12 protein-coding genes are annotated in these 18,033 nt (G+C 65.2%); 4 read left to right on the top strand and 8 right to left on the bottom strand.

All coding sequences use genetic code 11. The annotated features are described in order from the left end of the window. Positions 1-13: 13 nt before the first annotated feature. The 3 genes from NHH88_17155 to NHH88_17145 all read right to left on the bottom strand — a co-directional run bounded on the left by NHH88_17155 (position 14) and on the right by NHH88_17145 (position 3,386). Entirely contained in the window at positions 14-283 is a 270-nt protein-coding gene (locus NHH88_17155) for a GlsB/YeaQ/YmgE family stress response membrane protein (GenBank protein USX11445.1), read from the bottom strand. Positions 284-392: 109 nt separating this feature from the next. Beyond that, positions 393-1,592 carry a HAMP domain-containing histidine kinase gene (locus NHH88_17150; GenBank protein ID USX11444.1) on the bottom strand — a complete coding sequence of 400 codons (1,200 nt, stop codon included), beginning with the start codon at positions 1,590-1,592 and terminating at the stop codon, positions 393-395. Further along, complete coding sequence (locus tag NHH88_17145; protein USX11443.1) at positions 1,593-3,386, bottom strand: glycoside hydrolase family 2; 1,794 nt, start codon at positions 3,384-3,386, stop codon at positions 1,593-1,595. Between the two features lie 401 nt (positions 3,387-3,787). On the opposite strand from NHH88_17145, the gene NHH88_17140 reads away from it, so the two are divergent. The 4 genes from NHH88_17140 to NHH88_17125 all read left to right on the top strand — a co-directional run bounded on the left by NHH88_17140 (position 3,788) and on the right by NHH88_17125 (position 7,519). Further along, entirely contained in the window at positions 3,788-5,350 is a 1,563-nt protein-coding gene (locus NHH88_17140) for a hypothetical protein (GenBank protein ID USX11442.1), read from the top strand. Positions 5,351-5,397: 47 nt separating this feature from the next. Further along, complete coding sequence (locus NHH88_17135) at positions 5,398-5,907, top strand: tryptophan-rich sensory protein (GenBank protein ID USX11441.1); 510 nt, start codon at positions 5,398-5,400, stop codon at positions 5,905-5,907. Between the two features lie 182 nt (positions 5,908-6,089). Then, the gene (locus tag NHH88_17130; GenBank protein ID USX11440.1) at positions 6,090-6,584 is read left to right on the top strand and encodes a transposase; all 495 of its coding nucleotides are present in this window, start codon (positions 6,090-6,092) and stop codon (positions 6,582-6,584) included. Positions 6,585-6,709: 125 nt separating this feature from the next. Then, a complete protein-coding gene (locus NHH88_17125) occupies positions 6,710-7,519 on the top strand; it encodes a hypothetical protein (GenBank protein ID USX11439.1) in 810 nt (269 codons plus the stop codon). Positions 7,520-7,523: 4 nt separating this feature from the next. On the opposite strand, the gene NHH88_17120 is transcribed toward NHH88_17125, so the two are convergent. The 5 genes from NHH88_17120 to NHH88_17100 form a co-directional block, all read right to left on the bottom strand. Beyond that, entirely contained in the window at positions 7,524-10,910 is a 3,387-nt protein-coding gene (locus NHH88_17120) for a DUF6250 domain-containing protein (GenBank protein USX11438.1), read from the bottom strand. A gap of 17 nt (positions 10,911-10,927) precedes the next feature. Next, positions 10,928-13,516, bottom strand: a complete 2,589-nt coding sequence (locus NHH88_17115) for a TonB-dependent receptor (GenBank protein ID USX11437.1) — start codon at positions 13,514-13,516, stop codon at positions 10,928-10,930. A gap of 190 nt (positions 13,517-13,706) precedes the next feature. After that, positions 13,707-14,660, bottom strand: coding sequence for a DUF4880 domain-containing protein (locus NHH88_17110; protein USX11436.1), 954 nt, complete (start codon positions 14,658-14,660; stop codon positions 13,707-13,709). Beyond that, positions 14,642-15,154 (bottom strand): sigma-70 family RNA polymerase sigma factor, encoded by a 513-nt coding sequence (locus tag NHH88_17105; GenBank protein USX11435.1) that lies wholly within the window; start codon positions 15,152-15,154, stop codon positions 14,642-14,644. The genes NHH88_17110 and NHH88_17105 overlap by 19 nt, the downstream gene beginning before the upstream one ends. A 138-nt stretch (positions 15,155-15,292) precedes the next feature. Further along, positions 15,293-17,905, bottom strand: coding sequence for a response regulator (locus tag NHH88_17100; protein ID USX11434.1), 2,613 nt, complete (start codon positions 17,903-17,905; stop codon positions 15,293-15,295). Positions 17,906-18,033 lie beyond the last annotated feature (128 nt).

Genomic DNA, 18,033 nt, shown 5'->3' with positions numbered 1-18,033 from the left:
CGGCGGCGGTTTTTCAGCGCACCCGGCCGCGCCGCACCAGGTTGACGACCGCCAGCAGGATCAGCGCGCCAATGAACGACACCCCCAGCGACGCCAGGCTGAAGTCGTCCGAATTGATGGTGCCGGTCCCCAGCATCGGCGCCAGCAGCCAGCCGCTCAGCAACGCGCCGACGATGCCGACCACGACATTCAATATCAACCCCTGCTGCGCGTCCGTCTTCATGACCAGGCTGGCAAGCCAGCCCAGAATGCCGCCTATGACTATCCAAAGTATCAGATTCATCGCATCCCCCTTGTTGGAAAAAGCCGGCCGGGCGGCCGGTCGAGTGATTATCCAAAGCCTGAGACACCGCTGCTATCGGCTCTCACGCCGCCCCCGCGTGGGACTGATCCTAGCCCGCTTGACGGCCGTTTTGCTGACCCTGTTGCTGGCTTGGTTGCTCGGTCGAGAACGGCCGCGCATCGGCCGGCAAGTCGATCGTCACGGTCGTGCCGCGCTCGGCCGAGCTATCGATCAGCACGCTGCCGCCATGCGACTCGGCCACATGGCGGACGAACGGCAAGCCCAGGCCCCAGCCCTGCACCCCGCCGCGCGCATGGCGGTGGAACATCAGGAACACATCGGCGATCCGGTCCTCGGGTATCGGCTCGCCGCTATTGCTGACGGCGATGCTGGCGCGGCCCGGCGCGGTGGAGATGGCGATCCGCAAAGGCCGCTCGCCGTCGCCGTACTTCCAGGCGTTGCGCAGCAGGTTCTCCAGCGCCCGCTTGAGCATGCGCCGGCTCCAGTGGCCGGACGGCGCATCGCCCTCCAGCTCGTAGGGGCCTGGCCGCTGCGGTGCGTCGCGCAGCACCTCCTCGGCCAGCTCGCGCAAGTTGAAGCAGCTGATATCGAGCGGCAGCTTCTGGGCGCTGTTCAGCGCGGCCGTATCGAGCAGCTCGCGCACCATGGCGTCGATGTGTTCGACATTGGACTGGATGCGGGCGGCCAGATCGCCCGCCTGTTGCGGCTCGGGACGCCGTGCAAGCAAGGTCGCCGCCATGCCGATCGTGCTGAGCGGCGTGCGCAGATCGTGCGCCAGCGTGGCCACATAATCCTGGCGCAGCCGTTCCTGCGTCGCGGTGTAGGCGGCAATCGCCTCCAGCACGGCGGCATCGACCGATTCGTGCACCTGCACCACCTGTTCCGGCGTCAACGGCACCCGTTCCCGTTCGACCATCCGCAGGAACACGCGCTTGAAGATCTGGTACTCGGCGATCAACTCGTGCGGCTGGTAGGTGGTCATGCGGGCCCGCTCGTCGCCGTGGGCCGAGGCGATCCACGTGCCCGCGACCGCGTTGCGGCGCGGGTAGCCGGGCGCCAGCGCCTGGACCAGATTGTCGTAAAACGTCGGCAGTGTATTGATCAGTATGGGCGGCAGCAACTGGTTGGCCCGCTGGATGTCGGCCAGGATCGCCGCCGTCCAATCGCCCATCAGTTGATCGCGCAGCGCAAGCAGCTGCCGCGCCAGCGGAGGCAGCTCCCCAGGCCGGTCCTGGTAGTCCGTACCGATCAGTTCTGGCGGGCTTTTTGCTGGCTGGATATCGCTCATTCATACTCCCGGCAGTGGAAACAGGTTGGCGCCATGGCAGGTCGCCTTGCAGATCTCTTCAAGCGCCACCTTGGGACTGCGGTCGGCGTTGAGCAAGCCGTTGGTCTCCTGGAAGGTGTCGGTGAACTGCGTGTAGCAAAAGCCGCTGAACATCGTCGTCTCCGACACCGCCTTGAGCAACTCGGTGTATTGGGCCAGGAACGACCCGGCGTCCGTCGCGCGCGAGTAGCCCCAGGTGCGGCTGCCGGTGGCGCGGGTGTCGTAGGCGATGCCGCCGAACTCGGTGAGCACGATGGGCTGGCCGCGGTGCGGAAATCCGTCCAGAGTGAGGATGCGCCCGCCCGGACGGCGCTGGTCGAACAAGGTGCGCACCGGGTCGGCCACCTCGTAGCGCTGGCGCAGCCGCAACGGATCGGCGTCGTAGTCGTGGATGCCCAGGATGTCCGTGGCCGAGGCCTCCCAGCCGTCGTTGCCGATCACCGGGCGCGTGGCGTCGAGCATGCGCGTCATGTGGTACAGCGCCTCCACGGCATTGCGATGCGCCTGGGTCGACGTCAGGTTCGGCACGCCCCACGACTCGTTGAACGGCACCCACACGATCAGGCATGGATGGCTGTAGTCGCGCTCGATCGCCTCGGTCCACTCCTTCAGCAACCGGGTGATGGCGCGCGCGCTGAAGGCGTAGGCGGACGGCATCTCGCCCCACACCAGCAGACCCAGCTTGTCGGCCCAGTACAGGTAGCGCGGGTCCTCGATCTTCTGGTGCTTGCGCACGCCGTTGAAACCCATCTCCTTGGCCAGTTCGACATCGCGGCGCAGCGCTGCGTCCGACGGCGCCGTCATCAGCGTGTCGGGCCAGTAGCCCTGGTCGAGCACCAGCCGCAGCGGATACGGACGGCCGTTGAGCATGAAGCGGTCGCGGTTGATCGCCACCGAGCGCATCGCCGTGTACGAGCGGACCCGGTCGATCACCTGGTCGCCGTGGTACAGGGTCAGTTGGGCATCGAGCAGGGTCGGGCTTTCCGGGCTCCACAGCAGCTCGTTGCGCGAGTCGTCGATGCCGGGGTCCGACAGCACGATCTTGCGGGTGGCCTCCATGCCGACCATCAGGTAACGGTCCGCCGCCAGCAGCGTGTCGCCGTGGGTGACGCGCACCTCGACCGACATGTTCCCGCGCGGATCGCCGCCGGCCAGCACCTCGCAGCCGATCTCGAAACCGTCGAACACCGGCGTCCAGCGCAGCGCGCGGATGTAGGTCGCCGGCAACGGTTCGAGCCAGACGCTTTGCCAGATGCCGGTGGTGCGCGGGTACCAGATCGAATGCGGCTCGAGCTGCCAATCCTGCTTGCCGCGCGGCTTGGCCAGGTCGGCCGGATCGTCCTCGGCCCGCACCACCAGCGTTTGCACCGGCCCATCGACCAGCACGTCGGTGATGTCGGCGCAAAACGGCGTGTGGCCGCCCTCGTGGTCGGCCACCAGCATGCCGTTGACCCACACCCGCGCGTGGTAATCGACCGCGCCGAAATGCAGCATCGTGCGCGGCGCGCGCCAAGCGAGCTCGAAGCGGCGCCGGTACCAGCAGACGCAGTGAAACGATCGGTCGCCCAGCCCGCTCGCGGCGGACTCGGGCGCGAACGGCACGTTGATGCGGTGGGTCCACTCGACCTCTTCTCCGGCCATGCCGTGCCGGCGGTCGCCGTCGAAGGCGAACTCCCATTCGCCGTTCAGCGATTGCCATTCGTCGCGCACCAGTTGCGGGCGCGGATATTCAAACAGACGTTCAGTCAAACTCATGCGACTCCCCGCGTGTGCAAGCGACGGCGCCACCGTCAGATCGACTCCATGCTACCAATCTTGCGGCCCGCCCGACGTTCAATTCCGAGCGGAAGCAAATGGCGGGCTGCGCCTGACTGGCCGGGCGGCGGAGCCCAAAACATGGCATCATGATTCGACTCCAACTCTTGATGGATGTTAAGAATTCCGCATGGCAACTCCAGTACAGTGGTGATTCGCGAAGCGGGCCGACAAACGGCGGCTATCGCGCGTTCACCGATACGGAGCGCCACATGCCGCAATTGCCCTGTTTGCCACATCCCGCACGCCTCGCCCTGACCATGGGCGCCATCGCTTTCTACTTGATCTCCACAGCGCCGATTGCGGGTGCGGAACCCAGCGCCAGACAGCCGCGTGATGCGTTGACTGCAACGCACGTCGGCCTCTATCCCGGAACCGATTTTCGCATCGCCAAAGCCGACTGCAAGGACTGCCCCGCCTCCCCTCAAGCGCTGTGGTACTTCGGCGACGACATCGTCGCCGTCGCCAGCAATAACGCTGTCGGCTCGACACCCCATCTGCGCGCACAGGACGACGTCCGCGCCTGGCTGGCCGCCACCTCCGCCAAGGCCCAAGGCAAGCCGCCGCCACTGCTGTGGATCGGGTCTCCGCAAGTCGCAGAAGGACGCCTCGCCGGGGACGCGGCATCGCTGATCGGCACAGGCGCCAACTCCGCGCTACCGGTGGCACTGACCGCCAGACTTGCCAGCAACCGCTCGTACTTCGACGCCAGCAGCCAGGCCTACTTCGCCGGACGCGAGATGAAGGCGCGCGGTGTGCTCAAGGATGGCACGTTCCACGCGCGCACCTTGTGGCCAAAGGACTACGCCATGCCCGCCCTGCCCGTCCTGGCTCCGCTGAAGAACGGCGAATCCATCGAAAGCCTGGTGCGCGTCAACGGCGGCGGCGCGCGCGAGCCGTTCTCCGCGCGCACCCTGTGGCGGCGTGACGGCGCCGGCGCCGGCGAATCCTCCCTGGCCGGAAAACCGGCGCTCGCCTTCATCCTGAACGGCGCGCAGGGCGACGACGATGAAGCCTATGGCGGCCATTTCGCGGTGACCACCGGCCGCTTCGATCCGCAAGGCGGCTGGGACAACTGGCTGGTCAACAACTTCTACAACCTTGGATCGGTCAGCGAAAAAGGCATCATCGCCTCGACCTTGCCGATGGACGCCTACATGGCGGACTTGAACAGCGGTCAATCCTGGTACCGGCCCTCGTACATGCTGGTCGCCGTCATGAAAGACCAGCGCGTGCCGGCGCTTTACCAGGAGGCGATCAGCCGCGTCTTCAACCACTTCTACAGCCAGGACTTCCACTACCGCCATGCGGGCACCAACTGCGCCGGCATCAATGTCGAAACGCTGCGCACCCTGGGCTGGAACATTCCGCGCCTGGGCGGCGAAAGTCCGTTGAAGGCGGCCGTGGCGCTGCCGTACATGGCGCTCAAGGAGGTCAGCCTAGCCAGCGGCCAAAGCGCCTACGACTACCTCAAGACCGAGCGCACGGAATTGATGCCCTTCGTCGCCTTCAACACGATCGGCGACGACTTGTTGAACCGTCTGGCGGGCAAAGGCGGGGCGCGCGGCGCGATCGAAGCGCAACTGGCGGATGATCTGGAGGCGATCGTCTTCGTGCGCATCCCGCAGTTCCCCTCTTCCCGCGCGTTCGGCTCCGATCCGGTGATGTCGCTGAGCGAATATCAGAAGCGCGCCCCGGCCGACCGCGCCGACTGGAAAATCATCCCGGTCGGGCCGCGCGACTTTCCGGCATCGATGAAAAATCCGCTGGCGCCGAAAGAAAAGCGGCCGCAATCGGTCACCGCGACCTACGTCCTGGCGGCCGGCCTGCTTTGCCTGTCGGGCGGCGTCGCGCTGGCCTGGCGCAGAAGGCGGCAAAAGGTACGATCGCGTACAGACATCTGAGCGGCGACGGGCGAAACTCGCGCCACTACGATTGAACAGACCGAGTCATGACGCCAGCCGCCCCCACCCATGCCAGACCATTCCGACTGCCGGCGCTTGCCGGCTGGTTGTTGCTAACCTTCGGCTTCGCCGCCATCGGCGCCTTTGCGTCGGCGCAGGCGGGCGCGTTCTACATGCAGCTGGACCGGCCCGCGTGGGCGCCGCCGGCATGGCTGTTCGGCCCCGCGTGGAGCGTGCTGTATCTTCTGATGGGCATCGCTGCATGGCGCGTGCAGCGCACCGATGATCAAGCCAGCGTAAGGTCGGAGATGACGCTGTATGTGGTTCAACTGGCGTTGAACGCGTTATGGACATGGTTGTTTTTCGCCTGGCGCCAGGGTGCGTGGGCGTTCGTCGAGATCCTCGTGCTATGGCTGCTGATCGCAGCAACGATCCGCGCGTTCGGACGGCGCGACAGGATCGCAGGGTTGCTGCTGGTGCCATATCTCCTGTGGGTCAGCTACGCCACGGCGTTGTGCTACAGCATATGGCAGCGCAACCCGTCAATGCTAGGGTAAAGCGACCGCACACCGGGCCATTCGAATACTACAGAGACACGTAGGGCGGATTAGCCGAAGGCGTAATCGGCCAAGAGCCGCCCAGAACAGAGCAATAAGGGCGAAAAAGCTCCCCATTTGCGATACCACAATCGCCCTTGCTATTACCGGAATAGCCTAAGTGACTCTCCAAGGAGGCTCACATGTCAGAGTACAAACGCCTATATGTTGATGGCGGCACATATTTCTTCACCCTCGTCACCGCGCGCCGGGCACCGGTATTCTCAGCGCCCGAGGCCCGGCTGATACTTCGCACCGCCCTACAAAAAGTGCGCCAGCGGCATCCCTTCGAGATCGTTGGCATGGTCGTTCTCCCCGACCACTTGCACGCGCTCTGGCGCCTGCCTGCAAACGACAGCGACTTCTCATTGCGTTGGCGTTTGATCAAAACCCATATGACCCGCTACGCCGGACACGGGAAGCGGCTTTGGCAACAGAGCTACTGGGAGCACGCGGTCCGCGACGAACGTGATTTGTGCAACCACCTGGATTATTTACATTGGAACCCCGTCAAACATGGATTGGTTGAACGGGTACAGGATTGGCCGTGGTCGAGTTTTCATCGTTATGTCGCGGCTGGGGTGTATCCGGTGGATTGGTGTGGGTCGCGTGAATTGGCCGATTACGCCTTCGGCTAATCCGCCCTACGTGTCTCCGAGGTTCGGTAGCGTCCCGTGCCCCAGTGGTCGTAGCATTCGTCCCTTGTCGTTTCCATCGTTCTCCTCGCCGTGATACGATCTGCAAAAAGCTGCGAAGGAGACGAATGAAGCACCAAGTTCTGGCCATCGACGAGGGCCGCCAGCAGCTGTCGCTGATCGACACCACCAATCCCCGATACGGCTGGACGCGCAGCCTGGCCGACTTCCCCGCCGCGCGCGACATGCAGCGCATCGGCCCGAACCGCGCCTTGGTCGGCTTCGAGCGAGGCTTCTTCGAACTCTCCATCTCCTCCGGCGAAGTGCTCTCCACCTGCGACCGCTGGGACAACGTCACCTCCGCCCGCCGCATGGTCAATGGCGCCATCCTGGTCACCGGCCAGAACCTCGACGGTACTGGCGGCATCAACGTGCTCACCCTCGACCGCGAGTACCGCCAGGTCTCCAGTGCGCGGCGCGATGGCGACTACGTGCGCCTGATGCGCACCACCGATCTTGGCACCTACCTGTTCTGCATGAACGGCCATATTCTGGAAACCGATACCTCGCTGATCGCGCTGAACGCGATGCGCGCGCCGGGCTTCGAGCACGCGTGGAAGGCCGAGCGCATGGCCGACGGCTCCACGCTGGTGTCGGCGGGCTACGGCGCCTTCATGGCGCGTTTCGACCGGCGCGGCAATCTGATATCGACCTTCGGCGGCGTCAACGCCATGCCCGAGGAAGTGTCGCCGTTTTTCTACGCGACGTTCCAGGTGCTTGACGACGGCCGCGTCATGGTCGCCAACTGGCAAGGCCACGGTCCCGAAAACGGCCACAAAGGCCGCCAGTTGCTGGAGTTCGGCGCGGCCGGAAAGCTGCTGGATAGCTGGTCCGACCCGCACAAGATATCCTCGCTCCAGGGCATCCTGATACTCTGATCGGTCAAGCCACCCGCCGCACCTCGAAGTTCTCGATCTTTTGGCGCGACTGCGTGGTGCGGAAGCCGAAGTAGCCGCCGCCCGCCAGCGGTCCGGGCGCCGAGAAGAATTCACGGTCGTCGACATACAAACGCGTCCCCCTGGCATCGACCACGATCCGGATGCGATAAGGGTGATTGGACTTGAGCAGATACTCCGGCGCCAGGTATTCCTGCAGTAGCTTGCGATCGCCGCTGCCGTCGTAGTAACGGAAGCGCGACGTCGTATTCGTATTGCCGCCTATGCCGGCGTAAAACATCGGCACCTTGTCGTATTCTTCCAGTTTGCCCGAACGGCGGAACGGCTCGGGAGCATCGCCGCCCGCCAGTTGCGCTTCCCAGAAAAAGTTCAGATCCGACAAGCGCTCGCGCGGTTTACCCTCGGCCAGCACGGTCCGCGTGAAACTGATCTCATAGTGGCCGATCAGCTGCCTGCGCAGCCAAACCGTCAAGCCACGACTGGCGTCCAGCACCAGCGCGCGCGATACCGCCTGCACCGCCTTGCCTGCGTCGCCGGCCTCCGCTTCCACCGCCCAGGCCTGCGGATCGAAACGCTGGAAGTCGTCCCTGTAGACAGTGGAATTGGTGGTATCGAGCGCCATCATGCCCAACGCGCCAAGCCCCCATTGGGCGATCGAATTGGTCGAGATCTTCGGCGCCTCTTCCACCTCCGTCAGCACAACGGGAGGCTTCACGCGGCGCGATACCATATCCTTCTCAACCAGGCCCGCCCGCCCCTCGTAGAACTGCGCCCAGGCGCGCTTGAGCATCGCGCGGTCTTGCCACTGGACCGCTGCGTAACCCAGCAAGCGGGCATGCCCCTGCCCCAGATTCAGCTTGCCGAGATCCTGGCCAAGTTCTGCCTTCTGCTCTTGCCCACTGGCGTTATACAAACGGCAGTAGCGCAGCCACGCGTCGCGGAAAGCCGGCTGTGGAACGGTGCGTATCAATTCGCTGCAAATCTCCGGCAGCCCGAAGACCGCGCTCAGATGCGAGACATCGACCTTCTTCTCCCGATCGATGACATACGCGCCGGTGCGCAGGTCCATCACGCCGCCACCGGCGAGGAACCCAAGCGGCTGCGCGGCGATACTGGCCATGCTGGTCAACAGCTTGTCGCGATACTTAGGCTTGCCGGTTCGCTCCCATTCGGTGAACCACGCCGCCGCCACCGCGCCCCAGTCGGTGCCAAAGGCGACGCTCGCGTAGTTTTTCGGATCGTCCGCCGGCGCCACCTGGCCGATCTTGCGGCCCGGGATAACGGTGCGCAGACGTTCCACCGCATCGACCTGTTCGCTCAGCAGATCGCCGATCCGTTCGTCGGCCGTCAGGTAGTACATGAAGCGGCGATTGACGGCGGTCGAAATGCGCAGCTGCTTGGCGCTGTCGCCCCAGTGCTGGACGCTGTGGCGCGAACCGAGCGGCGCGAACGGGCCGATATGGTGGACATCGACTTCGCCGGTGTGGCGCGTCATCGCCTCGGCCATGCGGAACACGTCGGCGCGGCCGCTGTGGAGGAAGTAGTGCCACAACCAGATATCGGTGCTCAACTCCGAGTTGTCCCAGGCGTAGCCGCCCACGTCATAGCGCCAGACGTGACGCTGCTCGTCGTAGGTGTGCATCACATCGCCGTAATCCCAGAAACCATACCATTTGCGGTACTCGACCTGGTTGCGGTAAAAGTCGAAGCTCCACGCCAGCTGCTTTTCCAGCTTGGCCGCTTCCGGCGACGGACGTTCCTGCGCGGGACTCCAGTATTCGCTGAACACGCCGGCCCGATACAGGCGCGCGGGGGAAGCCAGCAGCTGGGGCGGAGACTGGATGCGGCGGCTGATCGCCACCAGATCATCGGCCGCCGGTGTCGCCGGCAGCAGCTGCCATTCCAGCTCGCTGGTGCGCGCCACGCCGTATGGCGTGCCGAATTCCGGCTCGTAGTCCTCGTAGGTGATGTCGAGCGCCGCGCGCTGCTTCTCGAACGTATCCTCGCCCATGCCGTCATGGTAGAAGCGCAGATCCATCGCGGCAGCCTTCGGCGCCCACAGCCACATCGTGACCGTGGCGAGCGAGGTTTCGGCACCGCTGATATCGATCTGGCCGGGATAACTTTGCCAGAAATTGCGCACACCGAAAGCGACACCGCCGTCCGGCGTGCCGACGTAACCGGTCCCCGTGGCGCGCGCCCCGGTGGCGGCATGTATCCAGCCCTGGCCGGCCTTGGTGCGCTTGCTGATCGAGAAACCGTCCGGATGCGATTGCAGCAGCGTGTAGTGGCCGAAAGCCGGAATGTAAGGCAGGCCCTTGGTCACCGCCGCGGACATCTCCTTCAGCGGGACCGCGCGGCCGGACAATTGGGCGTCGTAGACGGATTGTCCGGCATCGCGGCGCAAGCCGGTCAGGCCGCGCACCGCCTCGCCGAACACGCCGCCGTTATCGCCAACGAAGCGGATGTGACGGTCGTGCAACGGGCTGGCCAGCGGCACGCCGAAACGCAGGCCCACGCCGCGAATATAGGCCTTGGCCGGGTCGGCGTCGTACACCAGCGTGTGGACCAGGCGAACCGTGTCCGAATTTTTGTAAAAGTAGAGTCGAACCACGAACGGCAGCAGCCTGGCGCCATCCGCGTGCCGGTGGCTGCCGTCGACGCGGACCACCGCGCGCAGGGGCCCGTTCTGCTCAAGCGTCACCTTGTCGATGGCGCCGTCGTACGAGCGGCGCGCCGCACCTGCGGATTCGTCGTCGATGGAGTCGTCCACCAGCAGCACCAGCCGGCCGTCGCGCAGCAGCGGTTTGCCGGATCGCTTCATCGCCGTCACCAGCACGGCGCCGGCGCGGGGGAGCACGCATTGCAGCACGCCCGTATCGATGTCGATGCCGCCGGATCCGTCCTTTGCCAGCATCCCGCCGGGCGCGGCGGCGTTGGAGGCTTCCGCGCCGATCAGCGGATGCAGCGTATAGCCGGCTTCCGGTTTGCCGCCGCCGGCGTCCGGCGGTAGCGCGTGCGCCGACCATTTGAGCGTGCCATCGGGCCAGTAGGCCAAAGGCCAGGATTGCACGGCCTTCACGCGCCCTTTGCCGCTTCCCGCGCCAGCGGCCCCACGCAACTCGAATGCCGCGTTCTTCGGCACCCGTCCCTGCGGCCATGGCACGCCCCATGTCGCGCCGGTAAAGCTGGCGGGAGCGCCATCGAGCCAATGCAGGGCCGTCTCCGCGGCCGGCGTGCTGACGCCCTCGCCGGAACCCGGGCTCTCGGCGGCCAGCGCCTGACCGGGCAAGACGTCGGCCAGCACGGCGACGCCGCCCGTCAGCAAAGACGCCAGTTTAAGAAATTGACGCCGTTCCAGTGTATCGCTCATTTGCCGCCGCTCCGTACTCAGTATTTGTAAGCCAGAGTCGCACCGATCGTGCGCGACTCGCCCAGCCAGCCCCAGACCGTTCCGTAGTCGCCGCTGGAGAGGCGGCGGTAGTACGTTTTGTCGAAGGCGTTGTTGACCCAGAGCGAGGCGCTCCAGTCGCCGCGTTGGAGCTTACCACCGGTGCCGGCCGAAAACGAGGCCAGGCCATAACTACTCACGCGGGTGAGCGAAGAATTGTCCACCGTGCCGTACATCCAGCCACGATAGGAATAACGCGCGCCGACGAAATTGTTCAAGCCATTTTCGCTGCGCCAGCTATAGCGCGCACTGGCGTTCCACGTGACCTTCGGCGCGTTGAACACACGCTGGCCGGTGAGGTTGCACGACGGCGGCGGTTTGGGCGACAGCGTCACCTCCGGCGCGCAGCGCGCGTTGTCGTAGTCGGTGTAGGTGGCGTCGTTGTAAACGGCGGCGAAATCGACCTCCAGATTGCGCGTGAGCGCCGCCCGGATGCTGGTCTCGGCGCCGCGCGAGCGGAAGCTGCCTGCGTTCATCAGGTAGGTCTGCTGGTCGTCCGGATTGTAGCCCTGGGTCTGGAAGTCGCTGATCTCCGTCACGAACAGGTCCGCCTTGACGGTCACCTTGTCGTCCCACAGCGAGCCTTTCACGCCCAATTCGGCGGTCCTGGTCTTCTCCGGCTTGATGTACAGCGAGTCGTTGCCGGCCTGCCGCGCGGCGCCGGCGGAGACATTCAGGCCACCGGACTTCTCGCCGTAGGAGCCGGCCAGATAGGTGTTCCATTCCGGCGTCAATTGATACTTCAGCACCAGCGTGCCCGATGGCAGCTGGTGGTATTCCTTCAGGTTGCCCGAATTGAAGGGGACGCGGTTCAGGCGCACGAACTGGCCGCTCTTCTCCTCATAGTTGAAGCGCAGGCCGCCGTTCAAATCCCAGCCGGGCGCGATGTGCCAGGTGCCCTGCGCATAAGGCGACAGCATATGATCGCGCAGCTTCCCGAAGCGGATCACATCCAGGTTGTTGTAAGCCGCCGAGCCGTAGTAAACACCGGCCAGGGTGCCGGCCGCATAGCGCGTATGCGCCACCGTGTCCAGATTCTGGCCCAGGTAATTCAGGCCGACCGCGTAGTCGAAATCCTCGCCGACCGGGGATTCCAGGCGCAGCTCCTGCGACCAGGTATGGTCGCGCACCTGGGTGCCGGTATTGTTATAGATATTGACGCTGAAGCCGTCGGCCATCGTTGGCCTGGTGCGGAAGTAGCGCACAGATGTCACGGAGCGCAGCTTGTAGCCGCTGTCGAGCTGCCAATTCGCCACCGCCGATGCGCCACCCTGCACCACGTGCACCCGGTTTTCGTCGTCCAGATCGATCTGCGGACCGAACACGATGTTATTCCCGATCGCCTTGGACCTCGCTACGTAGCCGTCGGTGCCGCCGAAGACATTGGTGGCCAGTAGCACCGGCGTCGGCTTGCTGTTGCTGTTGCTGTAGTCCGCGCTCAAACGCAGACGGAACGCGTCGCCCTGCTTGTACAGCAGTTGTCCGCGCGCGCCGGTGCTTGAGCCGCCGTTCAAACGATGGCCGTTGCGGACATTGGTGACGGCGCCATCGTTGTTGCTGTAGACCAGATTCAGGCGCCCCGCCCAGGAATCGGACAGTGGACCGGAAACCATCGCCCGTCCGCGCGTGTAGCCATTTTCTCCGATCGACACGGTGGCCGATGCCTCGGGCGTGAACGATGGCTCCCGCGTATGGATATTCAACACGCCGCCGGTGGCGTTGGCGCCGAAGGCCGCACCCTGCGCACCGCTCAGCACCTCGGCATACGCGATGTCGCCCAAGCCATTCCCCAGCATACCGGCACGCGCAAGGTACACGTTGTCGACGTAAATCGCCACGCTGCTCGGCATGCCGATATTGGCGTCGCCGCTGGCCTGACCGCCGCCGTCGCCCACGCCACGGATCGTGATCTGCGTGTCGGACGGATCGGTGCTTTGTATTACCAGACCCGGAATCAGCTGCTGTAGATCCTCCAGTGTCGTCAGGTTCTGCCGCTCTGCCTCGTCGCCGGTCACGCGGTACGACGATGTCGGCGCGCGCTGGATATTGTCAGTCTCCTGATCGGCGCTGTTGCGGCGGGCGCCTTTGACCGTCACGCGCGCCAGCACCTCGGTGGCCGGCGTCGCGGCGACAGCGGCAACCGGTTGCCGCAGCGACGTCTGCACAATCGGCGCCTGGACCGGCGCGATGGAGCGAACCGGCGCCACAGGCGCCGCCGCCCGGCGTATCGTCAGCGTGCGCCCACCGGCGCTGGTGGCGAGCTCGAAGCCCGTGCCTTCCAACGCCCGCGTGATCGCCTCGGTGGCGCTGAAATGGCCACTGACCGGCGCCGAGCGGGCCGACTCCACCAATTTCGGATCGTACGCCAATGCCACGCCGCTTTCGGCGGCGATGCGCAAGAGCGTCTTGTCCAGCGGCGCTCCGGCCATTTGATATGGCTGGCGGGTGGCGTCCTGCGCCAGCGCGGCCGGCAAGGCGAGTAATTGGGTGGCGGCCAGGATGGCCAGCATGTGGTGTGGTTTCTTCAAAACGTGCCTCACAAGAGTGGTTATGCACCTCAACCGAGGCGCTTCACAAGACATGTGCGGCGAGAATCGAAAAGCGTCAGCACGTTGCGAAAATATTTTTTTAACCCGCACGGCCAAACGGGGTCGTACCCTGCGGGTACGACCCCTAACAGGCGGAGCAAGCGTATCGCCAACAGCGGGCGGGTTGGGGTTAGCTAAACACGGCCACATAGCGGCCGTACCGCGTCAATTTGACGGGCAACGCGGCGGCCACCTGCAGCAGCGCGCCGTCGATATCGTCGAGGCGGAACAAGCCGCTGATCTCCTGGGTCGCGGCTTTTCCACCGGCGCGCAGCAGTCCTGCACGATAGCGCCCGAAGACCTCCAGCAGTTCCGCCAGCGGCAGGCGGTCTGCGACGAAGACGCCGCGCGTCCAAGCGCTGACGGCGGCGAACGACAGGTCGCTGGCCCTGGCGCCATGGCGATCGAAATAAAAAGTCTGGCCTGCCTCGATCGGCACGGCGGCACGTCCCACAGGCCGCAGCAGCGCGCTGCCCGCCTTCACCGACACCACGCTGCGCTCGCGCAGCCGGCCGACATTGAGCACCGCGCCGCTGGAGACGACGGCGCCGTGCGCGGTGGAGACGGTGAGAACGCCGATGGATTGCGGTGAAGCCTTCAGCAGCAGTTGCCCCTGCCGCAAATCCAGCAAAGGCGCGGCGGCGCTGCCGGCAAGATAGATACGGCTGTCCGCATCGTAGGCCAGCGGCGTGCCATCTGCCAAGACGCCCGCGCCACGCTCACCCACGGGGCTGCGCCAATCGGCGTCCAGCCCCAGTCCCAGCGCCCCCTCGCGCGCGCCCCACGCGCCGACGCCCAGCGCCAGCAAGGCAAAGGCTCCGCGCATGGCCCGTCGTCTTTCTGTCGAAGGCACCCGCAGCGCATGCGCCATCGCCGCCGATGCGCGCGATCCGCCGCCGCCCATTCGCGCCAGCCGCTCCTGCAAGGCGTCCCAGGCCTGCGCGTTGTCCACCGTGGCGCCGCGCCACCTCTCGAAGCCGCGCAGCGCCGCGTCATCGGCGTCACCTTCGCGCAGGCGCACCTCCCACATCACCGCCTCCCGTTGCGGGGACAATGCCGCCGCCATCACGCGCACTCGCAGCATGCCATCAAGGCCTGTGCGATATATTTGCGAACCATGCTGACGGATACACCCAGGCGCTGCGCGATCTCCGCATACCCCAGCTCCTCGAACTGGCTGAGGACAAACGCTTCGCGCGCCCTGGCGCTGACGCGCTCCAGCGCCGCGTCGATGCGCAGCAGCTCGTCCACCGCCAGGCACACCTCCTCCGGCGAAGCGTCGAACTGCTCGGGCACCAGCGCCAGCTCGGCCAGATACTCGCGCTCCAGATCGCGCCGGCGCCAGAACTCGTAGGTCAGGCGCCGGGCGATGGTGGTCAACAACGCGCGCGGCTGGCGGATATGGCTCACGTCATCGAGGCCCGCGAGTTCGGTGAAGGCGGATGCGGCCAGGTCCTCGGCATCGTTGCGCGAGCCGACCAGCCGCTGCATGCTGGCGGTCAGCCAGCCGTAACTGCGGCGGAATTCACTGCCCAGAAAAGTGTCGCGCGTGGCGGAAGCGAAGGAAACGGTACTCATGGCCGCCAATATAAACGGGCGGCTTGCGTAATAAAACGAACAATTCCGATCTAGCTTATTCGGAAATCAGCCGGAAATCAGCGGCAACATGCCTGAAGTAAGCGCGCTCACGAAAGCTGATCGCGGCGGCGATTTTGGTTATCGCGGCAGGCCGGCCGCCGCCATCGCCAGATGACGCTGGATCGTCGCGAACATTTGCTCGACATCGATAGGCTTGGCGATGAAATCGTCCATGCCGGCGGCGATGCATTGCTCGCGCTCGGACTCCATCACCCCGGCCGTCATGGCGATCACCGGTAGTTGCAGGCGCAGCTCCTCGCGTATCAGGCGCGTGGCGGTAAAGCCGTCCATCACCGGCATCTGCACGTCCATCAGCACCAGATCATAGCGCTCGCCACGCAGCAGCTCCACCGCCACCGCGCCGTTTTCAGCCACGGCCACCACCGCCCCGGCCTGTTCGAGTATGCCTTTGGCGACGTTCTGGTTGATCGGATTGTCCTCGACCAGCAGCAGCCGGACACCTGCCAGCTCCGGCGAAGGCGGCGCCTCCGCCACGCCGACCGCGCCCGACTCGCGCTGCGCGAGCGCCGTCTGTACCGCGTCGAACAGGCTGGAAGACGTCACCGGTTTCGTCAGATAACCCGAAGTGGATACTTCCGCCAAATCCTCCATCAGCTTCCCGCGCCCATAGGCGTTGACCATGCAAACGACAGGCACGCTGGCATCGGCCATCTGCGACTGGATCGCCCTGATCGTCTCAACGCCGTCCATGCCGGGCATGTGCCAATCGACCAGCACCACGTCGTAGAGGGCGCCACCGCGCAAACGCTCCAGCGCCTCCGGCCCGGACGCCACGCTGTCGCACGCCCAGTTCCAGGCCTCGATGGTCTTGCAGATGAACGAGCGGCTGGTGTGGTTATCGTCGACCACCAGCAGTCGCAGGCCGGCGGGCGCCGTGCGCGCCGCCGGCACCGATGCCGAAGCCTCGTCGCCGGCCATCATCGGCAAGGTGAAGCGGAACTCGCTGCCGGCGCCGGGCGTGCTGCGCGCCTCGATATCGCCGCCCAGCAGTTCGACCAGTCCCTTGGAAATGGTCAGTCCCAAACCGGTGCCGCCGAAGCGCCGCGTGGTCGACAGGTCGCCCTGCGTAAAGGGCAGGAACAAGCGGGCCAACTGCTCCTCGCTCATGCCGATGCCGGTGTCGCGCACGACGAAGCCCAGGGTCAGTGGCAGAGGCGCCACCAGCTCGACAAGCACCGACACCTCGCCGCTTTCAGTGAACTTGATGGCGTTGCCCGCCAGGTTGACCAGCACCTGCTGCAGGCGCAGCGCGTCGCCCACCAGCGCGCGCGGCACATCGGGTTCGACGCCGATGCACAATTCCAGATCCTTGTCGCCGGCGCTCACGCTCATGATCGTCGCCAGCGCGTGCAGCACTTCGTCCAGATTGAAGCGCACCGGATGCATCTCCACCTTCCCGGCCTGCATTTTGGAGAAATCGAGGATATCGTTCAGGATGCCCAGCAGCGACTGGCCCGAGGCCCGTATCATTTCCAGATAGCGGGCCTGCTCGGGCGACAGGCCGGTGGTGCCCAGCAGGTGGGCCATGCCCAGCACCGCGTTCATGGGCGTGCGCAGCTCATGGCTCATGTTGGCGACGAAAACGTCCTTGGCAGCGTTGGCTGTCTGCGCCTGCTTCACCGCCGATTGCAGCTGGAGCGTGCGCTGCTCGATCAGGTTTTCCAGGTGATGGCGATAGCGCAGCAATTCGGCTTCGACCGTGCGCAGTGTCGCGATGGCGTCGTCGGCTTCGCGAAAGCTCAGGCGCTGGGGCGGCGCCGGCATGCCCCCTTTTCCTGCCAGCCTGACCACGGCGGACGACAAGGCGCTGACGGAACGGGCGATATTGCGCGCGAAGTACCAAGCCACGCCGAAGCCGGTGGCCAGCAGCACCAACAGGAACGCGGTGATCCACTTGATCGACGCCAGCATCTCGGACAGCACCACGCTTCTCGGCACGCCGATGACGACGGCCCAATTGCTGGTCACCGAGCGGCTGAACATCGAGTACACGGGAATGCCTTCGAGCGTGATCGCCTCGATCGCGTCTTCCAGTTTGAAAGGCAGCTTCGCCAGCAGCATTGGCGCGCCCTTGTGGCCGACGAAGCGTGCCGCTTCGTGCGTTCGCGCGACAATCACGCCTTTCGAATCGAGGATGGCGATTACCCGGTTCGGCGGCAGCCGCTGCTCCTTGAGCACCTGCCCGAGACGCTCCGGAACGTAGGCGGTCGAGATGACGTAGGTGACTTTACCGTCGCGCACCACGGGCACATGGATGGCCACCAGCGGCCGTTTCAGCGCGCCGCCGATGAACAGGTCGGAGATCAGCGGTTTGCCGGTCTCGAACACCTTGCTGATCCGCTCGGCGCTGCCGGGATCGGGCAGCAACGGACCATAGGGCCGCGCGGTATTCATCAACTGCACCGAATCGCGGTCGCTCAGGACGAAATTAAAGCCGGGGAATTCAGGCCGCAGCACGCTGGAGGCCTGCTTGTAGAAAGCGGCGATGTCGCCGCTATCGAGACTGGGCGAGTTGGCCAGCGCCAGCGCCACGGTGATCCCGGTGTTCAGGTCCCGGTCCACCGCCTGGATCAGCGCGCGCGCGGTGATCAAGGTGTCCTGCTTGATCTGGGTGCGCTCGCGCTCGTAAAAATTATCGGTCAGCAGCGCAAACCCTATGATGGCTGGCAATGCGCAGGCCCAAACCAGACTGTAAATCTGCGATCGGATGGTTGGCAACGTGGCCACATACCCCTGGTTCCCACGCTCCTGCCCCATAAAAGTCCTTCCTGACCGGTTTCTTACTCAGGAAGAAACTT

It is taken from the genome of Oxalobacteraceae bacterium OTU3CAMAD1 (genome assembly GCA_024123915.1).
In the GTDB taxonomy this organism is placed as follows: domain Bacteria; phylum Pseudomonadota; class Gammaproteobacteria; order Burkholderiales; family Burkholderiaceae_D; genus Rugamonas.
This window is presented reverse-complemented; position numbering and strand designations above follow the sequence as displayed.